Consider the following 17,378-nt stretch of genomic DNA (forward strand, 5'->3'; position numbering starts at 1 on the left):
TGCTATTTAAACCTCAATTCCCCGATCTATCCTACCATCAAGCACCGTATTCAGAAACGCCAGCTCCGAAGCTGTGAGCGTCTTGTCTACGATCTTTTGCATCCAAACCCAATTGAGCTGCTTTGCGTTATATGCCGTTCCCATTACCTCATAAAGCATATCCCATTGCCATTGTTCCAGTTTCATTGGCATATTCGTTTCATCCTCCTTAATTTGTGTTTCTTTAATATAGTCATACTGCTGTAAAATATTGCTCTCAATGATCGAAATTAACTTCACCGCATAGCTCGGGTCAGTCGCATATCCTGCATCCTGCAGGCAACGTGCAGCTCCGACATAATCCAGCTCCTTGCAGCAATCGAAAAATCCAGCTCGGGCATAACGGCCATTCTCGACCAAGAAATTACTATGATCAATCACCGATCCTTCCCAGCTATCGTAAGTCCTGAACCCATCCACTACGTTTAGCCAGTGGCCATTAATGTATTCCTGTGTCATAAACTCTTGTCCCGTTCCTTTTATGCCGAACAGGTTATTACCGGGGGCCGCTGCTCCCCAGCCGGATTCGATAGCACCCTGGGCAATGGTAATACTGGCCAGAACTCCGGTTCGCCGCTGCTCGGCTACAGCCATAGGTGCGATGATAGCAATAAAGTCTTGTGCTTTCACTGCTTCTCATCCCCCTTACTGGCCTGCTTGACGGCCTTATAAACTTCATAGCCATATACGGCGACAGCTCCAATCAAAATACCTTGCAGTACCGATTGCGGCGAGGGTCCAAGAATTAAAAGTGAGAATATGACCGCGAAGATGGTCACAAAAATAATTACGGTCCAATTTGGAACCTTTGCAGATTGCTTTAGGGCATATCCAATGATCCAGCAAGCAGCAAGAACCAGAAATAATTGCGGGTCGATCAATTGTGCTATTGCGTTCCATTCCATTAACAACAACTCCCTATTTGATATTGAGTCCACCTTTAATAACAAAACCAATCACCGCTAGAATGATTGATCCAATAGCTGTAGTGACCAGCCATGTGTTAACCTTATCGATTTTATCCAAGCGATGATGCGCCGCCTTTGTTGATTCCATCGACTTCTTCGCGAGGTCATCCACCTCATCAAGTTTCCGTGTAATGTCTTTCAGGCTATCCACTTTCGTTGAAAGCTCCCGGAGATCCAGCCGAACGTTGGTCAGTTGATCCGAAACTTTCTGTATGTCATCAGGCATGCTGATCCCCTCCCCGCCCTAAGGCATAAAAATAACCCAACCTATACGGCTGGATTCATTTATTCATTATTATTTTCAATAGCTTTTGCTTCTTCAATTTTACTTAATGTCTCACCTAACCATAGGTCGAGCTGCTTAAGTAATTCGTGTTGTTCAGGTCCATAGGTAGCTAATAAGATAACTTGCTGTAATTCTTCTACCGGGCGCGTAAGGTCAATTACTATATCCGCTTTTGGAGTGTATTGAGCCAAATGTTTCACCTCCCCTCAAATGAAATAGCCCCTCTTTAATTGGAGGGGCTTAATGTCTGATACGAGACCTTCTATTTAGTTATTGTCAACGTTGTCTCTGTTTGATCAACTTTACCGCCAAGCGCCTCTACAATAATACGAACCGGAACTAATGTTACATCTTTAAAAATAACAGGACTTGTTTCCAAATTTATTTGACGATCATTTAGATATCCAGTAGTACTATTCAATGTCAACTTCAAGATGTTCTTGTCTAACTTGAATATCATTTGTTTCGTCGTTTCATCCAATGTAACATCTGCTCCAGTCGCTTCGGCAAGCATTCTAACCGACAGAAGATATGTTGTACCTTTTTTATAAAATGCATCGGGTTTAACTTCCTTACTATTCATTACAAGCTTTAGCGATGCGATTTGATAACTATTTTGTTGCTCTTCCCATGCTTTACGATCAGCTGCTATTTTTGCATCTTGCTCTATGCCGAATTGTTTGCGAGCCTCAAACTCTGCTTGTTCTTGTTTTGATTTTGCTTCAATATCTGCTAGTTTTATTAAATTTTCTTGTTTTTCAGCCTCCGATTTATCTATTTTTATTCGGTCTTCTTCAGAAATGACTCCGCTATTTATATTCATTTTTACATCGCCCTCCTTTTTCTTTAAAATTACCTGTGAGTCGATGAATGAAACGTCATATCCAAATATTTCTGCTGCCGATCTAACTGGAATGTAACTCGTCCCTTCTATCGAAATCGCATCTTTTTCTGCCTTCTGTCCATTAATCTGCAAAGGAAAGCTACCGTCGACAACTTTCCCGAACATATTAACTACTTCTGCATGAGCCGAAAATGCAAAAGCTATTAAAAATCCAAATAGTGCTCCAATAATATACTTTCTCATTAATTTTCAACTCCTTCTTTTGTAAATTACCTCTAGTATAAGCTAATTTACATAATTGGGAAAACAGTAATTAATCCAGTACGCTTGTTGAATCTTTACCAGCAATGTTTTTACTGTTGAACACGATATTGCCACCGTTACGATATGAAAGAATGAATGCATTATTTTCCAAATACTCTAATCTTGTTATTAACGCATTGAGTTGAGTTTGCAAATTGTATATCGCATTGATTGGTATAGATCCTGCGTATACAGTAGCATCTGTAAAATCCCATACTCCTTTAGGTTTTGCTGCTCGACCTGGGTATGGATTGGAACTCGTTACCCTAAGAAAAGAGATTCCACTTTGCCACATTAAGTCAACCCCAGAAATATCATTGTCAATTCTGAAAAACTCGCCTCCGAAATAGTTTAAACTTAAATTACCATATGATCCGCCAATAACTGCGTAATTAGAAGGGCTGCCCGCTTGGTAGATTTTCTCTGCTGCCAGACCTACCGTATTGACCTGATAGGCATCAACGGTTCCTGTGTATACGCCCGTTGAAGTAATCTTCGTAAGCCTGCTTGCTCCAATTGAATCAGTCGTATTATCTGCATTAGATGGTGGCTTGGTCCCGTTAATTTGTGTGTATGAAGGAGCCGTAACACTGGCCCAATTAATGCTCGCATTAGCCCCCAGGACTATGCCGTTTACTGCATTTATTTGTTGTGCTGTTAAGGTCCCTGCGTATACCCAAGTTGATTTTACGGTGTCAGCTGTTATAGTGCCGTCAATGTTTGCACTGGACACATGGAGATCCTTTGCATCAATCTGAGAGGCTACCAGTTTACCTGTTACATTGGCTGCAACTACTTGGAGGTTGGTTGCATCAATCTGCGAGGCAATGATTTTGCCGCCAGTTACATCTATCTGATTAGCCTTGATGCTGTCAATTAATGCTGATGAAATTTTAGCAGATCCAGCTATGAGTTGGTTGGTTGTGAGCGTTCCGGTATAAATTCCGGTAGACAAAAGCAAGGTTGTTTTTTGATTCCATGATGCTCCGCTGGATAAAAGTCCGTCACCGATTGTCTCCCCGGCATCCCCTACTACGATTTGATTGGCCCGGAGTTTTACGAAATCCCCAAGGATACCGACAATAACCTCTGCTACAATACCATTTGCTGTTATAGCAGCTCGTGCGCTCGCTCCGCCGTTCGTTGTAAGGTATAGGCCGTTGGAGCTGAGCACAACCTGATTCTGAGCGTTCGTCTTGTCCTGAAGCACGATACCACGTTCATCGTACTTAACTTCTGTCTTTGAGTTGTTGATATCATAGATGGCGAGCTTTGCAAAATCTTCAAAGACCGTAGTTCGGATCTTGGCCCCGCTGAGCAGGTTGTCTACGACTCGTTTGGACTTGTCCAGATCGGCTATGATGTCCATCTCATCCCGCAGCATGAAGTTGGCAAGTGATACGGACGTATGTTTGTCCATTTCATAGGGATATTCCGTCAATTCGATCACTCGGGCTGAGATCATATTCATTTCCATATCGGGATCAATACACATGACGGTATCGCCCATATCCGGTTGTGGCTCTGTGCCATCGATTTTATGCAAATCAGCCGCGTCTATGGTTACATCAATGATTGGCACCTCTTGCTCTTTGAGCGCTTTACGTGTGGCTTCCAGTAGTTCTAACGGGTCCTCGATATCTTGGTTAATGATTTCCCCATCATAGTAAGCGTTCGTGCTGTTCGCCCAATGGCTTGCATAGGGGGATATCAAGTAGTTAACCTTGATCACTCCGCCCACGATTGCTCCAGGTATCGCATTCAGCAAGGCGTATTCTTCTGCTGTGAGGTTGGATGCTGTAAGTCCTATGAAAGACAGTCCGTCCTTCATCTGGCTATACATTCGCGTTACAAGCGTTCTGGCGTCATCCTTAAAACTGTTGGATATGATGTTCTTTTTGAAACGGTACTGCATACCAGTATCAGCACCGACCTGCTGCTTCAGGTGGATGACGAAATTGTTTGGGATCATTTCGCAGCTGTACTTTTTGATGATGAACTGTAAAGCTTGCAACGCGTTCCCGCGGCCGAAATCTTTGATGTCTTGCAGTTCGAACGTGTTATCGATCACAAAGAGGAATTTGCCACCAGTTGCATTTGTTATCAGGTTAGCAAGGGATAGGATGTTAACCCCAAATCCTTCTTCGATGTAGGACTCATAGGGCATCTTGAAATCTGCCAGTCTTAACATAACGTGCTGACAATCAATCTGTGCCATGAGCTTAAGGCCATCCCTGACACGGCTCCGACTGTCGATGAAATAGTATTGGCCCTTCTCGTCTCGGACATGTCCTTTGAGCGTGATCTTTTCTGTGTAATCTGCGATATTCATTGGCAGCAAAAAAGACAACCCATAATCACTATTGAGTCGTCTTTTTCTGGTTACTTCTGAGGCGCTCGGGAGGACTCCGACAGGCAACATGTTTCTATCAAATACGGTAAGCATGTTAAATCACCTCGTAAGGTTCGCCTGTAATGGTTTCGTATTCCTCCGGTGAGATCTTTCCAAACTGGACATATTTTTTGAGCTGCGCTTTGGTCGCCCATTTCTTTTCGAAATAGGATTTTAGGCGCTCGAAATCTTCACTCATGCTATAACCCTCCTTCCAAGAGTCTTATATCGATACTGACTAATTGGCTGCCGAGAAGTTCGTTTTCGGATCGCAACCCTAACACTTCCAATTCACGATTCACTAATTGTTGCCCGATGATATCCAGTTCATTTGGCAGCTTAATCTCCCCTATCACATACCAACCGTCATCTGCATCCTGTTCCACTTCCTTTTGCTCAATAACAGATCCTTCTGGAATAGGGTTTGTAATTTGATCTTCATAGATCGGTCTATATTCGATGACTGCCGGGATGATTTCACCATCTATCTCGCGCTCTGATTCAAGAATTACTTCCTCTACTCCTACTTGAACAGGTTGAATCCGATAATCCCACGGCCCAATATTAATAACTTTTCCGTTGTGTAATACGCATTCCTTCATCATTTCGCAACCCACCCCGTATTCCCAGAGCCAGATTCTTTAACGTAAAGTGTTGTAATAGCCCCGCCATCCAGCCTCCTATATAGCGAGCCAACGGATGCTGTAATCGCACCTTCCGGGCTACCATTTCCAGAAAAAACAGGAAAGTTTCCACCATGCCAAATCACGTAACCAGAAACTCCACCATCTGGACTATAATGAAGTGCTGAAGCTGATAATAATAAAGTTTTGAAGGCTATACCAAGGTCCGATGACCCGATTACCCCTCTATCCGTCACTGGATCAAATAATATATCCACGGCTTTATTGCCCGTTTTCGCGAAATATCTTGTTGCTGACATCACTCCGCTTCCGTCTCTTTGCGCTAGTGTATAAGCCGATGGGTTTGTATCGTATATTGCTCCGCGTAATGTATCCGCATCAAGTCCGCTACCGTTACCATCTACAGTTTTGATTTTAGCAAGAATGTCTGAAGCTGTGTATTTTGCATCGATAGCCGCCTGTGTAAACGCAGTACTTGCTATCTGAGTAGTGCTCGTAGCAGCTGCTGCAGTAGAGGTAGTCGGTATGCCAGTCAAAGCAGGTGAAGCTAATGGCGCTTTTAACCCTAGTGCGGTTGCAATCGCAGCTATGGTCATGGCTGGAGCTGTAACCCAACTCGCCTCGCCTGTTATTTGACGAATCATTTTCCCGAAGTAGTTGAACAGGTTTGTGATTGTATTAGGACCTGCATTTGGCGTGGCCGTGTCATCCACGGTTCGATTCCCGATTATGGTATCCGTTGCCGCTCCATTCGCAAGACCTGAGCTTGATATTTTTGTTCCCGTGGAGTGATCATGCCCTACCAGTGCGAAATCCGCGTCATGCTTTCCATTCAACATATCAGAATTCAGATTAACCTGAAGAGTTCCATCCCGCTTCACGGATTGATTAATGACTTCAGGAGAATTCTCAAAAAAACGGATAAAGTAACCTTCTCCGCCTGCCGCCGCAGAGAGAAGAGTAAACCTTGTTGCATTAGTTTCCTGGTACTCTTCTTCTGGCACGACTTCGTATTTACCAGTTCCGGCATTCTTTTTGTAAATGGTTACGGCATTGGTATTCACTTCGTACTGGCCCACTGTGATATCGAATACGGTTTGTCCGGGTAAAGCTATCCATTCCTGATCTCGTATCAATGCCCCTTTGCCGGATACATCTACCCATCCCTGTACAGAACCTTTATAGATCATAAGAGCATGATTTGCTGAATCGTACCAAGGCTGCCCCTCTGTTGGACTGGCTGGAGCCGTGTTGGATTTATGGATAACCAAATTCTTAGCCTCGTGCTTATCGAAATTTAAATCAGCATCCAAGGTTCCGCCTTGATTAATTTTCGTGCCCAGCATTGTATCAGTGACACTCTTGATGTAATACCGAGCATCGCCGCGACCATCTGTGTGATACTGTGGGTGGTCGTCGTTGGTTAGGTCTGTGAGTGAACTGTGAGAGGTAAGGCCGTTACCAATTGCTCCGATAGCTCTCCATTTATTGGTTGCGCCGCTGCCGCCATCCCACTCATATACCGTTTCGTCGCCAAGTACAAGGCGTACATCACCGTCAGTATTTCCGGTAAGGGGTAGATTTGCAAAGGTGGCAACTGGAGCTTTCCATCTGGCATCTGCAAAATTGGGCTTATTGGAAAGATTGTCCCAATGTACAACAGCCTGACCGGACGTTTGTAGTTGTGTTTTGGTGTTATACCGGGCATCGTGGTCGCCGCTTGCTTTGTGCGTATCCAGCGCCGCCTGCGCAGCCGTCGCTACCGCTGTGTCCTTTCCGTCGATTTGGGCCTTGGTATAAGTGTTGCCAGACAGTGCCGCCAAGGCATCAGAATTACCTTTGATTGATTCCGTTGTCCGGCCAACTCCCGCCAAACTGGATAATTCATTAGAAATGTCCTGGTAGTTGTCGTTATGTTTTTGCAGGTTTGCCAGATCGAGAAACTTTTCGATCAGCCTCGGTATGAATCCCATGCTGCAGCTCCTTTCTTAATATAAAAATGTATGGCGAAATAAGAACTCGATTTTAAAATTAGGGTTTGTAGAGTTGGATATGAAGGTTGTTAAACCCGGTTTGAGCAAAAAGAAAACGCCATTGCTCTGGGCGAAGGCGTTGAGTCCATTTTTCTTTACGGTAGCCTTGGTATCTCGGCAATCGATCTCCAGTACATCCGTTGGCCCATTCGTTCCGGTGAATATAAATGTACGATCCCCATCGAAAAGCGACAGGTTGGTGAATGCTCCGGTTATTCGTATGATAGGCGCCACTACGTACGTACCATCATGCGTGATCGGGATAGCCTGGCTACTGGATGTGACTTGAACGGCTTGAGTCGAGTATTCATAGCCCTGTCCGTATTCCAACCCTTGCCCATATTCCTTGGCTGCCGTGTCCTGCTCGCTTTCCGGGAAGGGATTAAACATTTTGAATGGGATCGTTAGGTTACCATCAAAAATAATCTTTTCAATAGCCATCGTACCTGCGTACCGGGCGTTGTACCGCCTGCCTTGAAGGTCGCTAAACATCAGGATCAAGTCTTTCTTGGTATTGAAAGCTGCAGCCACCGCCGCTGCTTTAGCCTGATAATCCAGCGTGGGATTATCAGCCATAAGGATACACTCAACATTGAAGCTTCGAGTCCCGTACACACTGCCGAAATCTATTTCTCCGTCCTTTCCAGCTATCTCAACCGTGTAATCCTTGGTTTCCGGCAGAACAGGTATATCGTGTTTTTTAACCCCAAGGCCAAGGGATGAAAAGGTAACTCCATTCACTGTTGCTTCAATCATCGTATTTTCACCCCTGACCTTGATAGCGAACGGTCAACAATGTTTCCGCGCTCCTTATAGAACGACTTGATATCTGCTTGATCCGTCAGGTTTACATTACTGGCCGACATATCGAAATGCTGAGTAATGTTTTGAACTGTGGACCTTGGTATATCAAAACTCGGCATAGAGAAGTTCATTTGCGGCATGCTGAAATTCAGCAGTTTAAACAAATTCGACTGCTGCGCCTCGTTAATATACATTTCCCCAGCGTGGGCAATAACTGGAACTGCCTGCCCTCTACCTCCCCTAACAACCCCGCCATCCTTGAAGTGCTGGAGCTTTCCATTGTCTTCGATTATGCCGTACTTCTTTCGGATCTCCTCATTACGTCGGTTGTAATCAGCCATGCGTGCCTTATCACCATCTGCGTTAGCCTGGTTCCACAAGTCCTTGTTTCGGTTGTATTCTTCCAGATCCATTTCCTTTTGCGTTTTGGTCGGTGCATACTCCTTCGTGCCGCTATCGGTAACGCTCCCGGATGTCGTTGGAATGATTTTGCTCATTTTGGATTGATAATCCGCTATAAAGGTATCCAGATTCTTGAGGATCTCTTGGTTCTTTTCGGATTCCTTAAGGATTTGGATTTGCTTCAGCGTTTCCGCTCGGCCCTCGGCGTCATTGTTGTATAAGTCCAGTGCATCCAATAGGCTTTGGTAGTGCGTTTCTGCTGCTGCCTTTTGATCGTCGAACGCTTTCTCTCGAACCTTCTTTTCTTCCTCAAGCGTTTTTTTCTGATCTTCCAAGCTTCGCTTACGCAAATCCCGACTATGATCGGTTTCCATCTTCTCAATTTCTTTCAAAAGGTCCCGACGTTCCTTCTTGCCTTCTGGACCCACTGCATCCTCAAGAAGCTTGGCCCTTGCTTTTTTTTCGGCAAGCTGCTTTTCATAATCGGAATCGGAGTTGGCTTCCTGATCAGCCGCAATAAGGTCGTTAATAGCCTTGATCTTCGCATCCTGAGCTTCGACATACGCCTTCTTGGCTGCATCGATTCGTTCCAACTCTGCTTTCTTGGCTTCACTAATGTATTTCTTCTCGGCTTTGACTAGCTTATCGAGGCTGTCCAGTTCTTTCTTGTTTTTCTCCTCAATATTCTTCTCTTCATCCTGGAACGCTTGCTTGCGAAGGTTGTAGAGCTGTTCTTCGGCTTTCATGCGTTGTTCTGTACCTTCGAGATAACGCCCTTGCACTCGCTCCCAAGCGGCTATCTCTTTCGCTGGAGTCAACTTGCCGATCCCTTTTTGGTGTGAGATCCACTTTTCAGAGAGTGACATTTCCTCGTTGATAGCTGCTTTTCGGCCAGCATATACCTGCTCGTCAGCCTGCTTGCGAAGCTCCGTACCTTCGGCATACTCGGCCTGCACCCGCTCCCATGCCGCCAACTCTTCGGCAGCTGACATTTCTCGGGTGGCCTTTTCGTGAGCGATCCATTTCTCAGAGAAAGAAAATGAATCTTTAAGCGCCTGTTCTTGCGCTTCTTTAATAGCCTTGGCGTCGTTCCACCAGGCGACGGAATTGGCATCTACTTCTTTAGTGACGGATGCAATCCTGCTCGTTACCGCTTCGGACTGCTGGTTATACTCATCAAGCGTGACTCCGCCCTTTTTATACAAAGAATCCAATTCATTTTGTTTTTGTTCAAGTTGCGTTAGCGATTCCCTCAACGTTACATTGGAATCACGCAGGCTATTTTGTCGATTTTCATAAAGAGCAATACGTTGTGAAGTGTCATCGACGCCCTGTGACAATGCACCTTGCTTGGCTTGGTAAAAGTCGATCAATGAACTTGCCGATTCTTTAAGCATTTGCGCCTGTTTGATTTGGTTATCGATATCATTCATCGGAAATTTAAATGCTGCATCAGCCTTGTCTTTTCCGAATCCTTTTGCATTAAACTCATGCCCCGCATCGGTTCGGGAAATGTCATCAATAAGGTTTTCTATTTTTTCATTTCCTGCAAGCTTATCCTTGTATTCACTCAGGATTTCACTTAATTTCTTTTCTTGATCTGCCGCTGTAATGTAACCCTCAGTTTTTCGATTTACCAAATGAGTGAATTGTGCCCGCTTAGCATCAAAGTCCTTTTCGATATCCTCGATCTCTCGCTGACGCTTGCCTTCTTCGCCTGCGAGTTTGTCGATCAGAGGTTGCGACTCCATCTCCGCAATAGCTGCATTCTTTTCTAACAGCTTTTGTTCCAATTTACTGACTTCTTTAATGCCTGCTTCGACTTGTTCTTTATTCACAGCAATACCCCGGCTTCGAAATGGGTTTAATTTGCTGCTGCCCGCCCACCCGCTTAATTCTTCCTGATCGCCACTAACCTGCTCAGCTTTCGCCTTCATTTGTTTGGCAATTTCATCCCGTTCCGACTTCGCCATTTGAACGTTGGATAACCTCAATTGCTCGCGAGCTTCCTTGATTTTATCCACTTGGATTTTAACGGCCTGTGCGGTATATCCAGCAGCCTGTAGTTGCGCCAAACCCTCTGCTTTAACGGTAGCTGACAAGGCTTGGCTCACCTTTTCGAGTTGACCCTTGATTTCAATTTGTTTCTTCGAGGCTTCTGTATCCGACTTAGCCGATTCGGTTAGTTTGTCGTATTGAGCCTGCAACTTGTTATGAGCATCGACCAACTTGGGTACAAATTCTTCTTGTCGTTGCATTTGACTGATCATTTGTTGTTGAGTGGACATGGTGTCCTTCATGGCTTGTGCCGTTTCTCGCTCGGCCTTTTCAACTTGACCAGAATTGTACACCCACACCATTGCAATGCCCGCCAAAATGGAAAGCCCTGCCGTTGCCAACCCCATAGTTACCGACATAGCTGCCTGCGCTGTGGTCATGCCCACAGTTGCCACCGTTGCAGCTTCCGTAGCCAGGGTAGAACCTGCTGTCGCGACGATAACTCCTTCTGTGGCTACTGTTCTTTGAACTGTTGATATAGTAGCTCCCTGTGAAGACAGGATATTAACCTCGTTGGCAGCCGTGTTTGTGTTGACTGCTATCGTTTCAGTTGTTTTCGCCGCTGTTAACACGCCGACCGCCGTGACGAGATTCATGATAGGTGCACTCAGGACCCGGTAGGCTATGAGCAGTGCACCCAACCCTGCAGTAACCTCATACACACCCTTAGGTACCTTAGTCAGTCCAATCAGAAGTTGATCCAAAACGTCCAGTACGTCCTTGATGGATTTGCGCAGCCCGTCATCACCGGCAGTACTGAATATTTCAAGCAGCGAAGCTCTCGTTGCTGCCGCTTTACGCTCAATCGTGTCCATTTGCACTTTCAAATATTGCATAGTGGACCCACTTGAGTTAATGGAAGCTGATTCACCAAGCAAGATATCGCCCACATTCATCGAAGCAGCAAGTTTGGCGAACTGGAAGACACCGCGCGAAATATCCTGAAACGACTTCGTTAGGTCATAGTTTTTATCAATAACCGCTATGGAAAGATCTAGTAAGATATCCTCTGCTTTTCTCCACTCTTCAGCTCCATCAACGGTTTTTTTTGTCGCAACGCCGAGTCGTTCTAACTCATCCACCGCTTTGTCCGTTCGAATCGTACCCAGGACCGTCTTCCACATGTTGCCGAGGTTTGCTCCGCCCAGCGCTGTATTCCGAATCCCGGAAGAAATCAACCCATTCATGAAATCAAAGGAAACTCCAGTCTCGGATGCAATTTTCCCAGTCCGTTCAAACGCAGCTCCCAGTTCTTTCGCTGGCGCCATCGTGTTATGCGCTACTGAAGACCAACTGTCCAGCACACGATTTCCCTGCATTTGCGCCTCATTGACGGAATGGATTTGAACGCCATATTGCGCCATGACAGCTTCCATCATCTTGGTTGCGTCTTGTAACCCTACGAGGTCCACCGTAGAAAGTTTTGTTGATTGACGAACCATTTCTTGAACCACGCCGACATCCTTGTACATACGGCCCCATAGTCGGGCTGATTCGGTAACATCGAGGATATTCGCGCCCAGGTCATGAGCTGTATGGATGAAGTTGGTCGTTTCTTCGCTTAATCGTTTTGTATCCATGACCATTTCGTTTGTGCCTTCGTTGAACGAGACGAAATAATGTTCGTTCGTTTGCACATAGCCAGCCATGTTGGCTTCGATATCAACAAGCCCTTCTTTTAGAGCTCGTTGGGCTTGATGGATTGCGGCGTACGCTCCTTGATAAAGGGTTGCTCGTAGTAAGGCGTCTCCCATGCGGTTCAACACGGTCGTTGAGTCAGAAGAGGTTTGAGAAGTGTTATTCGCCGTTTGCTCAAGCCTACGCCGAATACGTTGCTCTTCCTGAAGCGCTCGCTCTCTTGCAGCCTCTTCCTTCTGAATATTTCTCAAACGCGTTTGATGGTCCTGCTCTTCTGCATTGGCGATTGCACGCCTAGTCCTCTGTTCATATTGCAGTGCTCTCTCCCTGGCCGCTTCGTCCGTTCCTGTAGCTCGACTAGCTTGCGCTCCAGATGTGTTGGCTCTGTTTTGCAGGGTTTCCAGCCGCTTTAGGTGTTCTTTTTCCTGCTGTTCAATCGCATCCTCACGTTTCTTTTGAATAGCTTGTTGAGCCTGCAGCTTGGATTCAACAATTTGATTAGTTGCGTCCAGTTGACTCTTTTTAGCGGCCAACAATGCTGCCGCAGCTGTTCGCTGTGCCACAAGAGCATTAGATTCATCCAAGATCTTCTTCCGGCGCTCATCCGATGTAAGAGCCAGCTTGTCCATCGCTTTTGCCATCGAGGTATAGCTTTTCTCTGAAACGAGTAGCTCTTTATTAAGAGCTTTGAATGATTCAGCATTCTTGAGCGCGCCGCCATCGATTACTTTGAACGCTGGCAAGATTTTAGAAGTGTCCAGCTGTATTCGCCCGGCTACAACGTCCCTATTGGTATCTGCCATTCTTCACTCCTTACTGATGGCAAGCTAACCACTTTGCCCTCGGGATATGTATCACTTTGGGAAGAATCCAAGATCAGAAAGGTACTTGGCTTTCTTCGGCTTTTTATTCTTAATTTCTCCGCCATGGAGAACGATTTCGAATTCCTGCTGCTTGTTTTTCACTTTCATTAACGCCCGGATCTTGGGTATGGTAAGGTTCTGCCATTCGCTGTCGGATATGCCCACGCTTACACATAATGCCCACATTTCTAACCAATTGGTTTCTTTGCTGCCGCCGTTATCCTCTTCGTCTTCATCAGCGCCCGATTCTTCATCCGGGGGCATGGATTCATTATAGAAATCGTTCCAAGAGCTTATCCAATACCTCGATACCTTGCTCATCCACGTTTTCGTATTCCTCTTCGGTCAAACCCTCAACGAGTACCAGACGGAAGGCTTCTTTGTGAACAGTTTCGACCTTGGGCCAATCTATTTCCTTACGATCTTCTTCCGCATCCCACTTGTCTCGACCGATTGAATAAGAAAACTTGTACTCATTCCCTTTCATGAGCTGCCGGATTTCTCGAATTAACTTGATGCTGCCAATCTTAACGCTCTTCGTGCAGCCTTCAGATAACCTTACTTCTGTCCCGATGTTCATTGATTGATCTAATGTTGTATCCATTATTCATTCCCCTTAGTTGGTATTTCCCTGCCCGTCAAGGCAGGGATGATTGAATTATTAAATGCCGAACGTGATCTCAGCGGCGTGTCCATTTGGATTGTCTGCCGTCTTTTCTGCTTCCATGATCTCCAGTGTCATTGTGCTTACAGTCGGCTTCTTGCGCTCTTGTGATACGTCCGTTGTTCCTCCACCGAGCGCCTTCCATATCGTGAGCTGGCAAGGCACATCCTCGCCTGTTCTGTCGTTAACAAGAGTGAAGCGATGAACGAATTTGAAGGGTTTAGGGCGACGCGTACCAGAGAAACTATTCTTTGTACCTTTTGTTTTCCCCCATTTGAAAACAACGACAATATTCTTGTTATCATTGGCTGTATCAGATGTGATTTTTCCTGATGCGTCGATCATGTATTGAACTGCTGTCGGCGTTGCTACCACACGGGTTAATGGGGTGAGCGCCCCAGTTGCGTCCTTCAGATATACCTTGTCGCTTGCAGCAACGAATGTCCCGCCGAATTTGGTTGGAGCTTTGACCGTATATCCGTCGGTTGGATCAAGAATGCCTTCTTCGTTTTCATCGAAGGTTACTGCACCGGAAACCGTCTCAGACCCTTGGGATAGCTCGGCAAGTGCTGGGGAATACCTTGGCACTTCGATGCTCACCTTGTCTTGCAGATCCTTGGCTGTGTAGTGGAAAGCATATCCGGAATCCCCACCCATGACCTTTTCCCAATCAAACTGCATTTGCATAGTTACTTTGTTGATTTTCTCATCCACATATTTAAGTGTTCCGTCCAGGGCCGTTGCCCATATCGTGCCTACACCATCAAAAACTAATGGTTCCATGAATTGTTGACCTCCTCAGGAATTAAAAAAAGAACCAGTCCTATGATTTGACTAGTTCCCATAATCGTATGTCTATTTCATTGATTCGCTTGTATTGGGGAGTGTTAAGGAAATCGGGTTGATCCTTAACTTCTTCCCATAAGCTTGCTTTTCAGAAGCCAATAATTCAAATTCAGTTGGCTCCTTGTCCTTTTTCAAATTCGGCATGCCATCACCTCAATTTGTCCTTAGATAATCAACATCAAATATCATTTCATAGCCCTTTACCCCTGTTATTCCGGTTGCTAAGTCGCTGTCATAGGCCATGACGCAAAGATATGTGTGTAAGGTTGTGCCGTGTACTCGTTTGTCATGAAATAACTGGAACACTCTGCTCCCTATTTGTTTAGCTTGATAAGATGTCTTGGCGTAGATGTCGAAGCAAAACTTACCCTCAAAAACAAGGGGATTGGAGGCGAAACGCCCAGGCTTGGTGTAGATCAACACCTGTGGTACGTTCGATCCCGTCAGCGTTTGGTCTGGTTCCATGCCGCGAATAAGACGCCCGGTTATTTCGGCCGCAGGGGATGAAGGAGTAAAGCCGAAGAACGCCATGAACTCCGCATCCCGCTTGCATGTACTGTATATGGCATCGATTAAATTTAAGCTCAACTCTTCACTCCTGTCTGAAGTATCTGTGATATGGAAATTCGTCGATCACTTGTCCCAAGCCTTGGAGAATCCGGTTACGATTGGATTGTAAGGCAACTCGAAGGAAGTAGGTTGGTGGTGTTGGGCCGAACTTCCTGTCAATATCCCCTCGCGCCGCTAGCTCTTCCAGATCCACACCAGCAAAGCCGCCGCCTGAATACCGTACCTTGCCATCAATGCTTTTGTAATTGCCCATCGTGCGCCCTACAACTACTCTGCTGCCGCTTGGTCGAAGTCGGTTCCACGCATCTGAACTCATGTACTTGGTCAGTCCGGGGTTTTGTTGGCTATCTGCCATCAAGGAGCCTTTACCGAACTGCTCTAGCCATGCTTGCCAATAGTCCGTGGTTACCTCACCGTTGATCATGTCGTTAGCCAGAACGAATAGATGTCGTTCTAAATGGTTCCTTACATCCGGGTAATGCCGTACATTGGATTTTGCTGTTTCCAGAACCAAACCGATCAATCCGGCAATCTGAACAGCTAGCTTGTTTTCAAGATCCTTTTGCGCTCTTACGGCATCAAACCCAGCAATCATATTTGTGATCATCGTACGTCCTCCGAAAGCTGAATGACATATTGATTAGGCAGCTTGAGATCGTCAATAGCGCCCACTTGATAGGGTAATCCGTTCATCACAATTCTGTCCGGCTGTTTCGCCTCCTGTGGCTTCTTTACGTCCACAATAGACTGAATGTATAGGATGTGGGTTGTCGTGGCTAAAATACCCAAATCCTCCTGTCTCATGCGGGCGTTAACCGCTTGGGCGAACCCAAACACATCCGATTGCACCGCCGGAAACCCTGAATCACCAATTTCATTATCATTCCCATCATATCCCTGCTTGTAACGCTGTACCTCAACCTGTACATTGCATTTCACAGCAGAGCAGTAACGGTCCTTCTCTGTGGTTGGACGCATGGTTTGAATAATTAAGGTGTTTCCCTCAACCTCCAGTAAAGAACCACCTTGCGCCGTTGATGTAGGCGCAAAGGTTGCGTTGTACAGATACTCCTTCGTTACGAACGATGTGCTCTTGCTGTCTCTAGATAGGATTACAGTATCCGGTGTTCCATCGACTGTGCAGGGTGTATGTCGGTGGGAGAAATCATAGAACATGTCGTCACCTCACCTAAATGTCATTAGCTGGTACTCAGCCAATAGATCAGCGATTTCCGGTGTAACCATACCACTTCCGAAATACTCAATACTGAAATCAAAATCCTTCTTGGACTTCACGTTCGAGTCATAATTAGTGGCGAGTTTACCAATCAACAAGCCGCAGGCTACTTTCACTTTATCTGGGATGATATCCCAACCACTTGTATAGGTGATTTCCAATTCAGAATACGGCATACCGAAAGGAGAACCACCGCACCATAGAGATCCTATAGAACGATCGATGTCCAGCAAGGATAAATCAGAAATGCTCTCGAACTCAGGGGGGCCAAAGAAACCGCCTATGATCCCTTGGGCCGCCCTTCCACTGGCTGCTGTCACCTCTATAACAGGATAGAATGTTAAGTGCCCTCTTTGTGCACTTGTCAGTGGTATTCGTTCCGTGTAGGGCTTGGTCTTGATCTCTCGCTTGCAATAAGTATCAATAATTCCGGATGCTCGAATGACCTGGGCGACAGTAGGTGTTATCCCTTCTGGATAGAAATCAGTATCAGTCCCATCCAACGCAAGGTATTGGCTCATTCGATAACGCCTGCCTCACGAAGCCTATCCGCTACCGCATTGGATACAATTGCTTTACCATCAACAAAGTTAACGATTAAACCTTTATCGATGTGGGCGCTATGTTTGCCTATGCGAGCCGCTTCCCATCCTTGCAAGGTAACGCTTTGAATAGTCGCTTCGACTGGCTCTTGTTCCTCAATCGAAGCTTCAGGAGGGGCATCATTAGCAGTTGTTGTCGTTTCCTCTGGAGGTGCCGGGTCAATTACATCTTTCTCTTTCATGTT

The 17,378-nt window shown here is 45.8% G+C and carries 19 protein-coding genes; all 19 read right to left on the bottom strand.

The genetic code is table 11. The annotated features are described in order from the left end of the window. Nucleotides 1-6 precede the first annotated feature (6 nt). Nucleotides 7-669, bottom strand: coding sequence for a glycoside hydrolase family 73 protein (locus OB236_RS37990; RefSeq protein ID WP_262688667.1), 663 nt, complete (start codon nt 667-669; stop codon nt 7-9). Next, nucleotides 666-944: a phage holin family protein gene (locus OB236_RS37995; protein ID WP_262688668.1), complete on the bottom strand. Its 279-nt coding sequence runs from the start codon at nt 942-944 to the stop codon at nt 666-668. Before OB236_RS37995 ends, OB236_RS37990 begins: the two co-directional genes overlap by 4 nt. A 13-nt stretch (nt 945-957) precedes the next feature. Continuing rightward, nucleotides 958-1,233, bottom strand: coding sequence for a hemolysin XhlA family protein (locus OB236_RS38000; protein WP_262688669.1), 276 nt, complete (start codon nt 1,231-1,233; stop codon nt 958-960). Nucleotides 1,234-1,292: 59 nt separating this feature from the next. Beyond that, nucleotides 1,293-1,484 (bottom strand): hypothetical protein, encoded by a 192-nt coding sequence (locus OB236_RS38005; RefSeq protein WP_262688670.1) that lies wholly within the window; start codon nt 1,482-1,484, stop codon nt 1,293-1,295. A gap of 71 nt (nt 1,485-1,555) precedes the next feature. After that, the gene (locus tag OB236_RS38010) at nt 1,556-2,380 is read right to left on the bottom strand and encodes a copper amine oxidase N-terminal domain-containing protein (RefSeq protein ID WP_262688671.1); all 825 of its coding nucleotides are present in this window, start codon (nt 2,378-2,380) and stop codon (nt 1,556-1,558) included. Between the two features lie 70 nt (nt 2,381-2,450). Next, complete coding sequence (locus tag OB236_RS38015) at nt 2,451-4,886, bottom strand: phage tail spike protein (RefSeq protein WP_262688672.1); 2,436 nt, start codon at nt 4,884-4,886, stop codon at nt 2,451-2,453. 1 nt (nt 4,887) lies between these two features. Then, nucleotides 4,888-5,031 carry an XkdX family protein gene (locus OB236_RS38020; protein WP_262688673.1) on the bottom strand — a complete coding sequence of 48 codons (144 nt, stop codon included), beginning with the start codon at nt 5,029-5,031 and terminating at the stop codon, nt 4,888-4,890. A 1-nt stretch (nt 5,032) separates the two neighbouring features. Then, nucleotides 5,033-5,437: a hypothetical protein gene (locus OB236_RS38025; RefSeq protein ID WP_262688674.1), complete on the bottom strand. Its 405-nt coding sequence runs from the start codon at nt 5,435-5,437 to the stop codon at nt 5,033-5,035. Next, on the bottom strand, nt 5,434-7,449 hold the full coding sequence (locus tag OB236_RS38030) for a hypothetical protein (protein ID WP_262688675.1): 2,016 nt from the start codon (nt 7,447-7,449) through the stop codon (nt 5,434-5,436). The genes OB236_RS38025 and OB236_RS38030 overlap by 4 nt, the downstream gene beginning before the upstream one ends. A 15-nt stretch (nt 7,450-7,464) precedes the next feature. Continuing rightward, entirely contained in the window at nt 7,465-8,265 is an 801-nt protein-coding gene (locus tag OB236_RS38035; protein WP_262688676.1) for a phage tail family protein, read from the bottom strand. After that, nucleotides 8,262-13,214: a transglycosylase gene (locus OB236_RS38040; protein WP_262688677.1), complete on the bottom strand. Its 4,953-nt coding sequence runs from the start codon at nt 13,212-13,214 to the stop codon at nt 8,262-8,264. The genes OB236_RS38035 and OB236_RS38040 overlap by 4 nt, the downstream gene beginning before the upstream one ends. 51 nt (nt 13,215-13,265) lie before the next feature. Beyond that, entirely contained in the window at nt 13,266-13,595 is a 330-nt protein-coding gene (locus tag OB236_RS38045) for a hypothetical protein (protein WP_262688822.1), read from the bottom strand. Beyond that, the gene (locus OB236_RS38050; RefSeq protein ID WP_262688678.1) at nt 13,546-13,878 is read right to left on the bottom strand and encodes a hypothetical protein; all 333 of its coding nucleotides are present in this window, start codon (nt 13,876-13,878) and stop codon (nt 13,546-13,548) included. The genes OB236_RS38045 and OB236_RS38050 overlap by 50 nt, the downstream gene beginning before the upstream one ends. 57 nt (nt 13,879-13,935) lie before the next feature. Beyond that, the gene (locus OB236_RS38055; protein WP_262688679.1) at nt 13,936-14,721 is read right to left on the bottom strand and encodes a hypothetical protein; all 786 of its coding nucleotides are present in this window, start codon (nt 14,719-14,721) and stop codon (nt 13,936-13,938) included. Between the two features lie 216 nt (nt 14,722-14,937). Further along, nucleotides 14,938-15,372: a hypothetical protein gene (locus OB236_RS38060; protein WP_262688680.1), complete on the bottom strand. Its 435-nt coding sequence runs from the start codon at nt 15,370-15,372 to the stop codon at nt 14,938-14,940. 4 nt (nt 15,373-15,376) lie between these two features. Further along, nucleotides 15,377-15,961, bottom strand: coding sequence for a hypothetical protein (locus OB236_RS38065; protein WP_262688681.1), 585 nt, complete (start codon nt 15,959-15,961; stop codon nt 15,377-15,379). Further along, nucleotides 15,958-16,530, bottom strand: a complete 573-nt coding sequence (locus tag OB236_RS38070) for a hypothetical protein (RefSeq protein WP_262688682.1) — start codon at nt 16,528-16,530, stop codon at nt 15,958-15,960. The genes OB236_RS38065 and OB236_RS38070 overlap by 4 nt, the downstream gene beginning before the upstream one ends. 9 nt (nt 16,531-16,539) lie before the next feature. After that, entirely contained in the window at nt 16,540-17,112 is a 573-nt protein-coding gene (locus tag OB236_RS38075) for a hypothetical protein (RefSeq protein WP_262688683.1), read from the bottom strand. After that, nucleotides 17,109-17,375, bottom strand: a complete 267-nt coding sequence (locus OB236_RS38080) for a hypothetical protein (protein ID WP_262688684.1) — start codon at nt 17,373-17,375, stop codon at nt 17,109-17,111. Before OB236_RS38080 ends, OB236_RS38075 begins: the two co-directional genes overlap by 4 nt. Nucleotides 17,376-17,378 lie beyond the last annotated feature (3 nt).

The organism is Paenibacillus baimaensis (assembly GCF_025567575.1).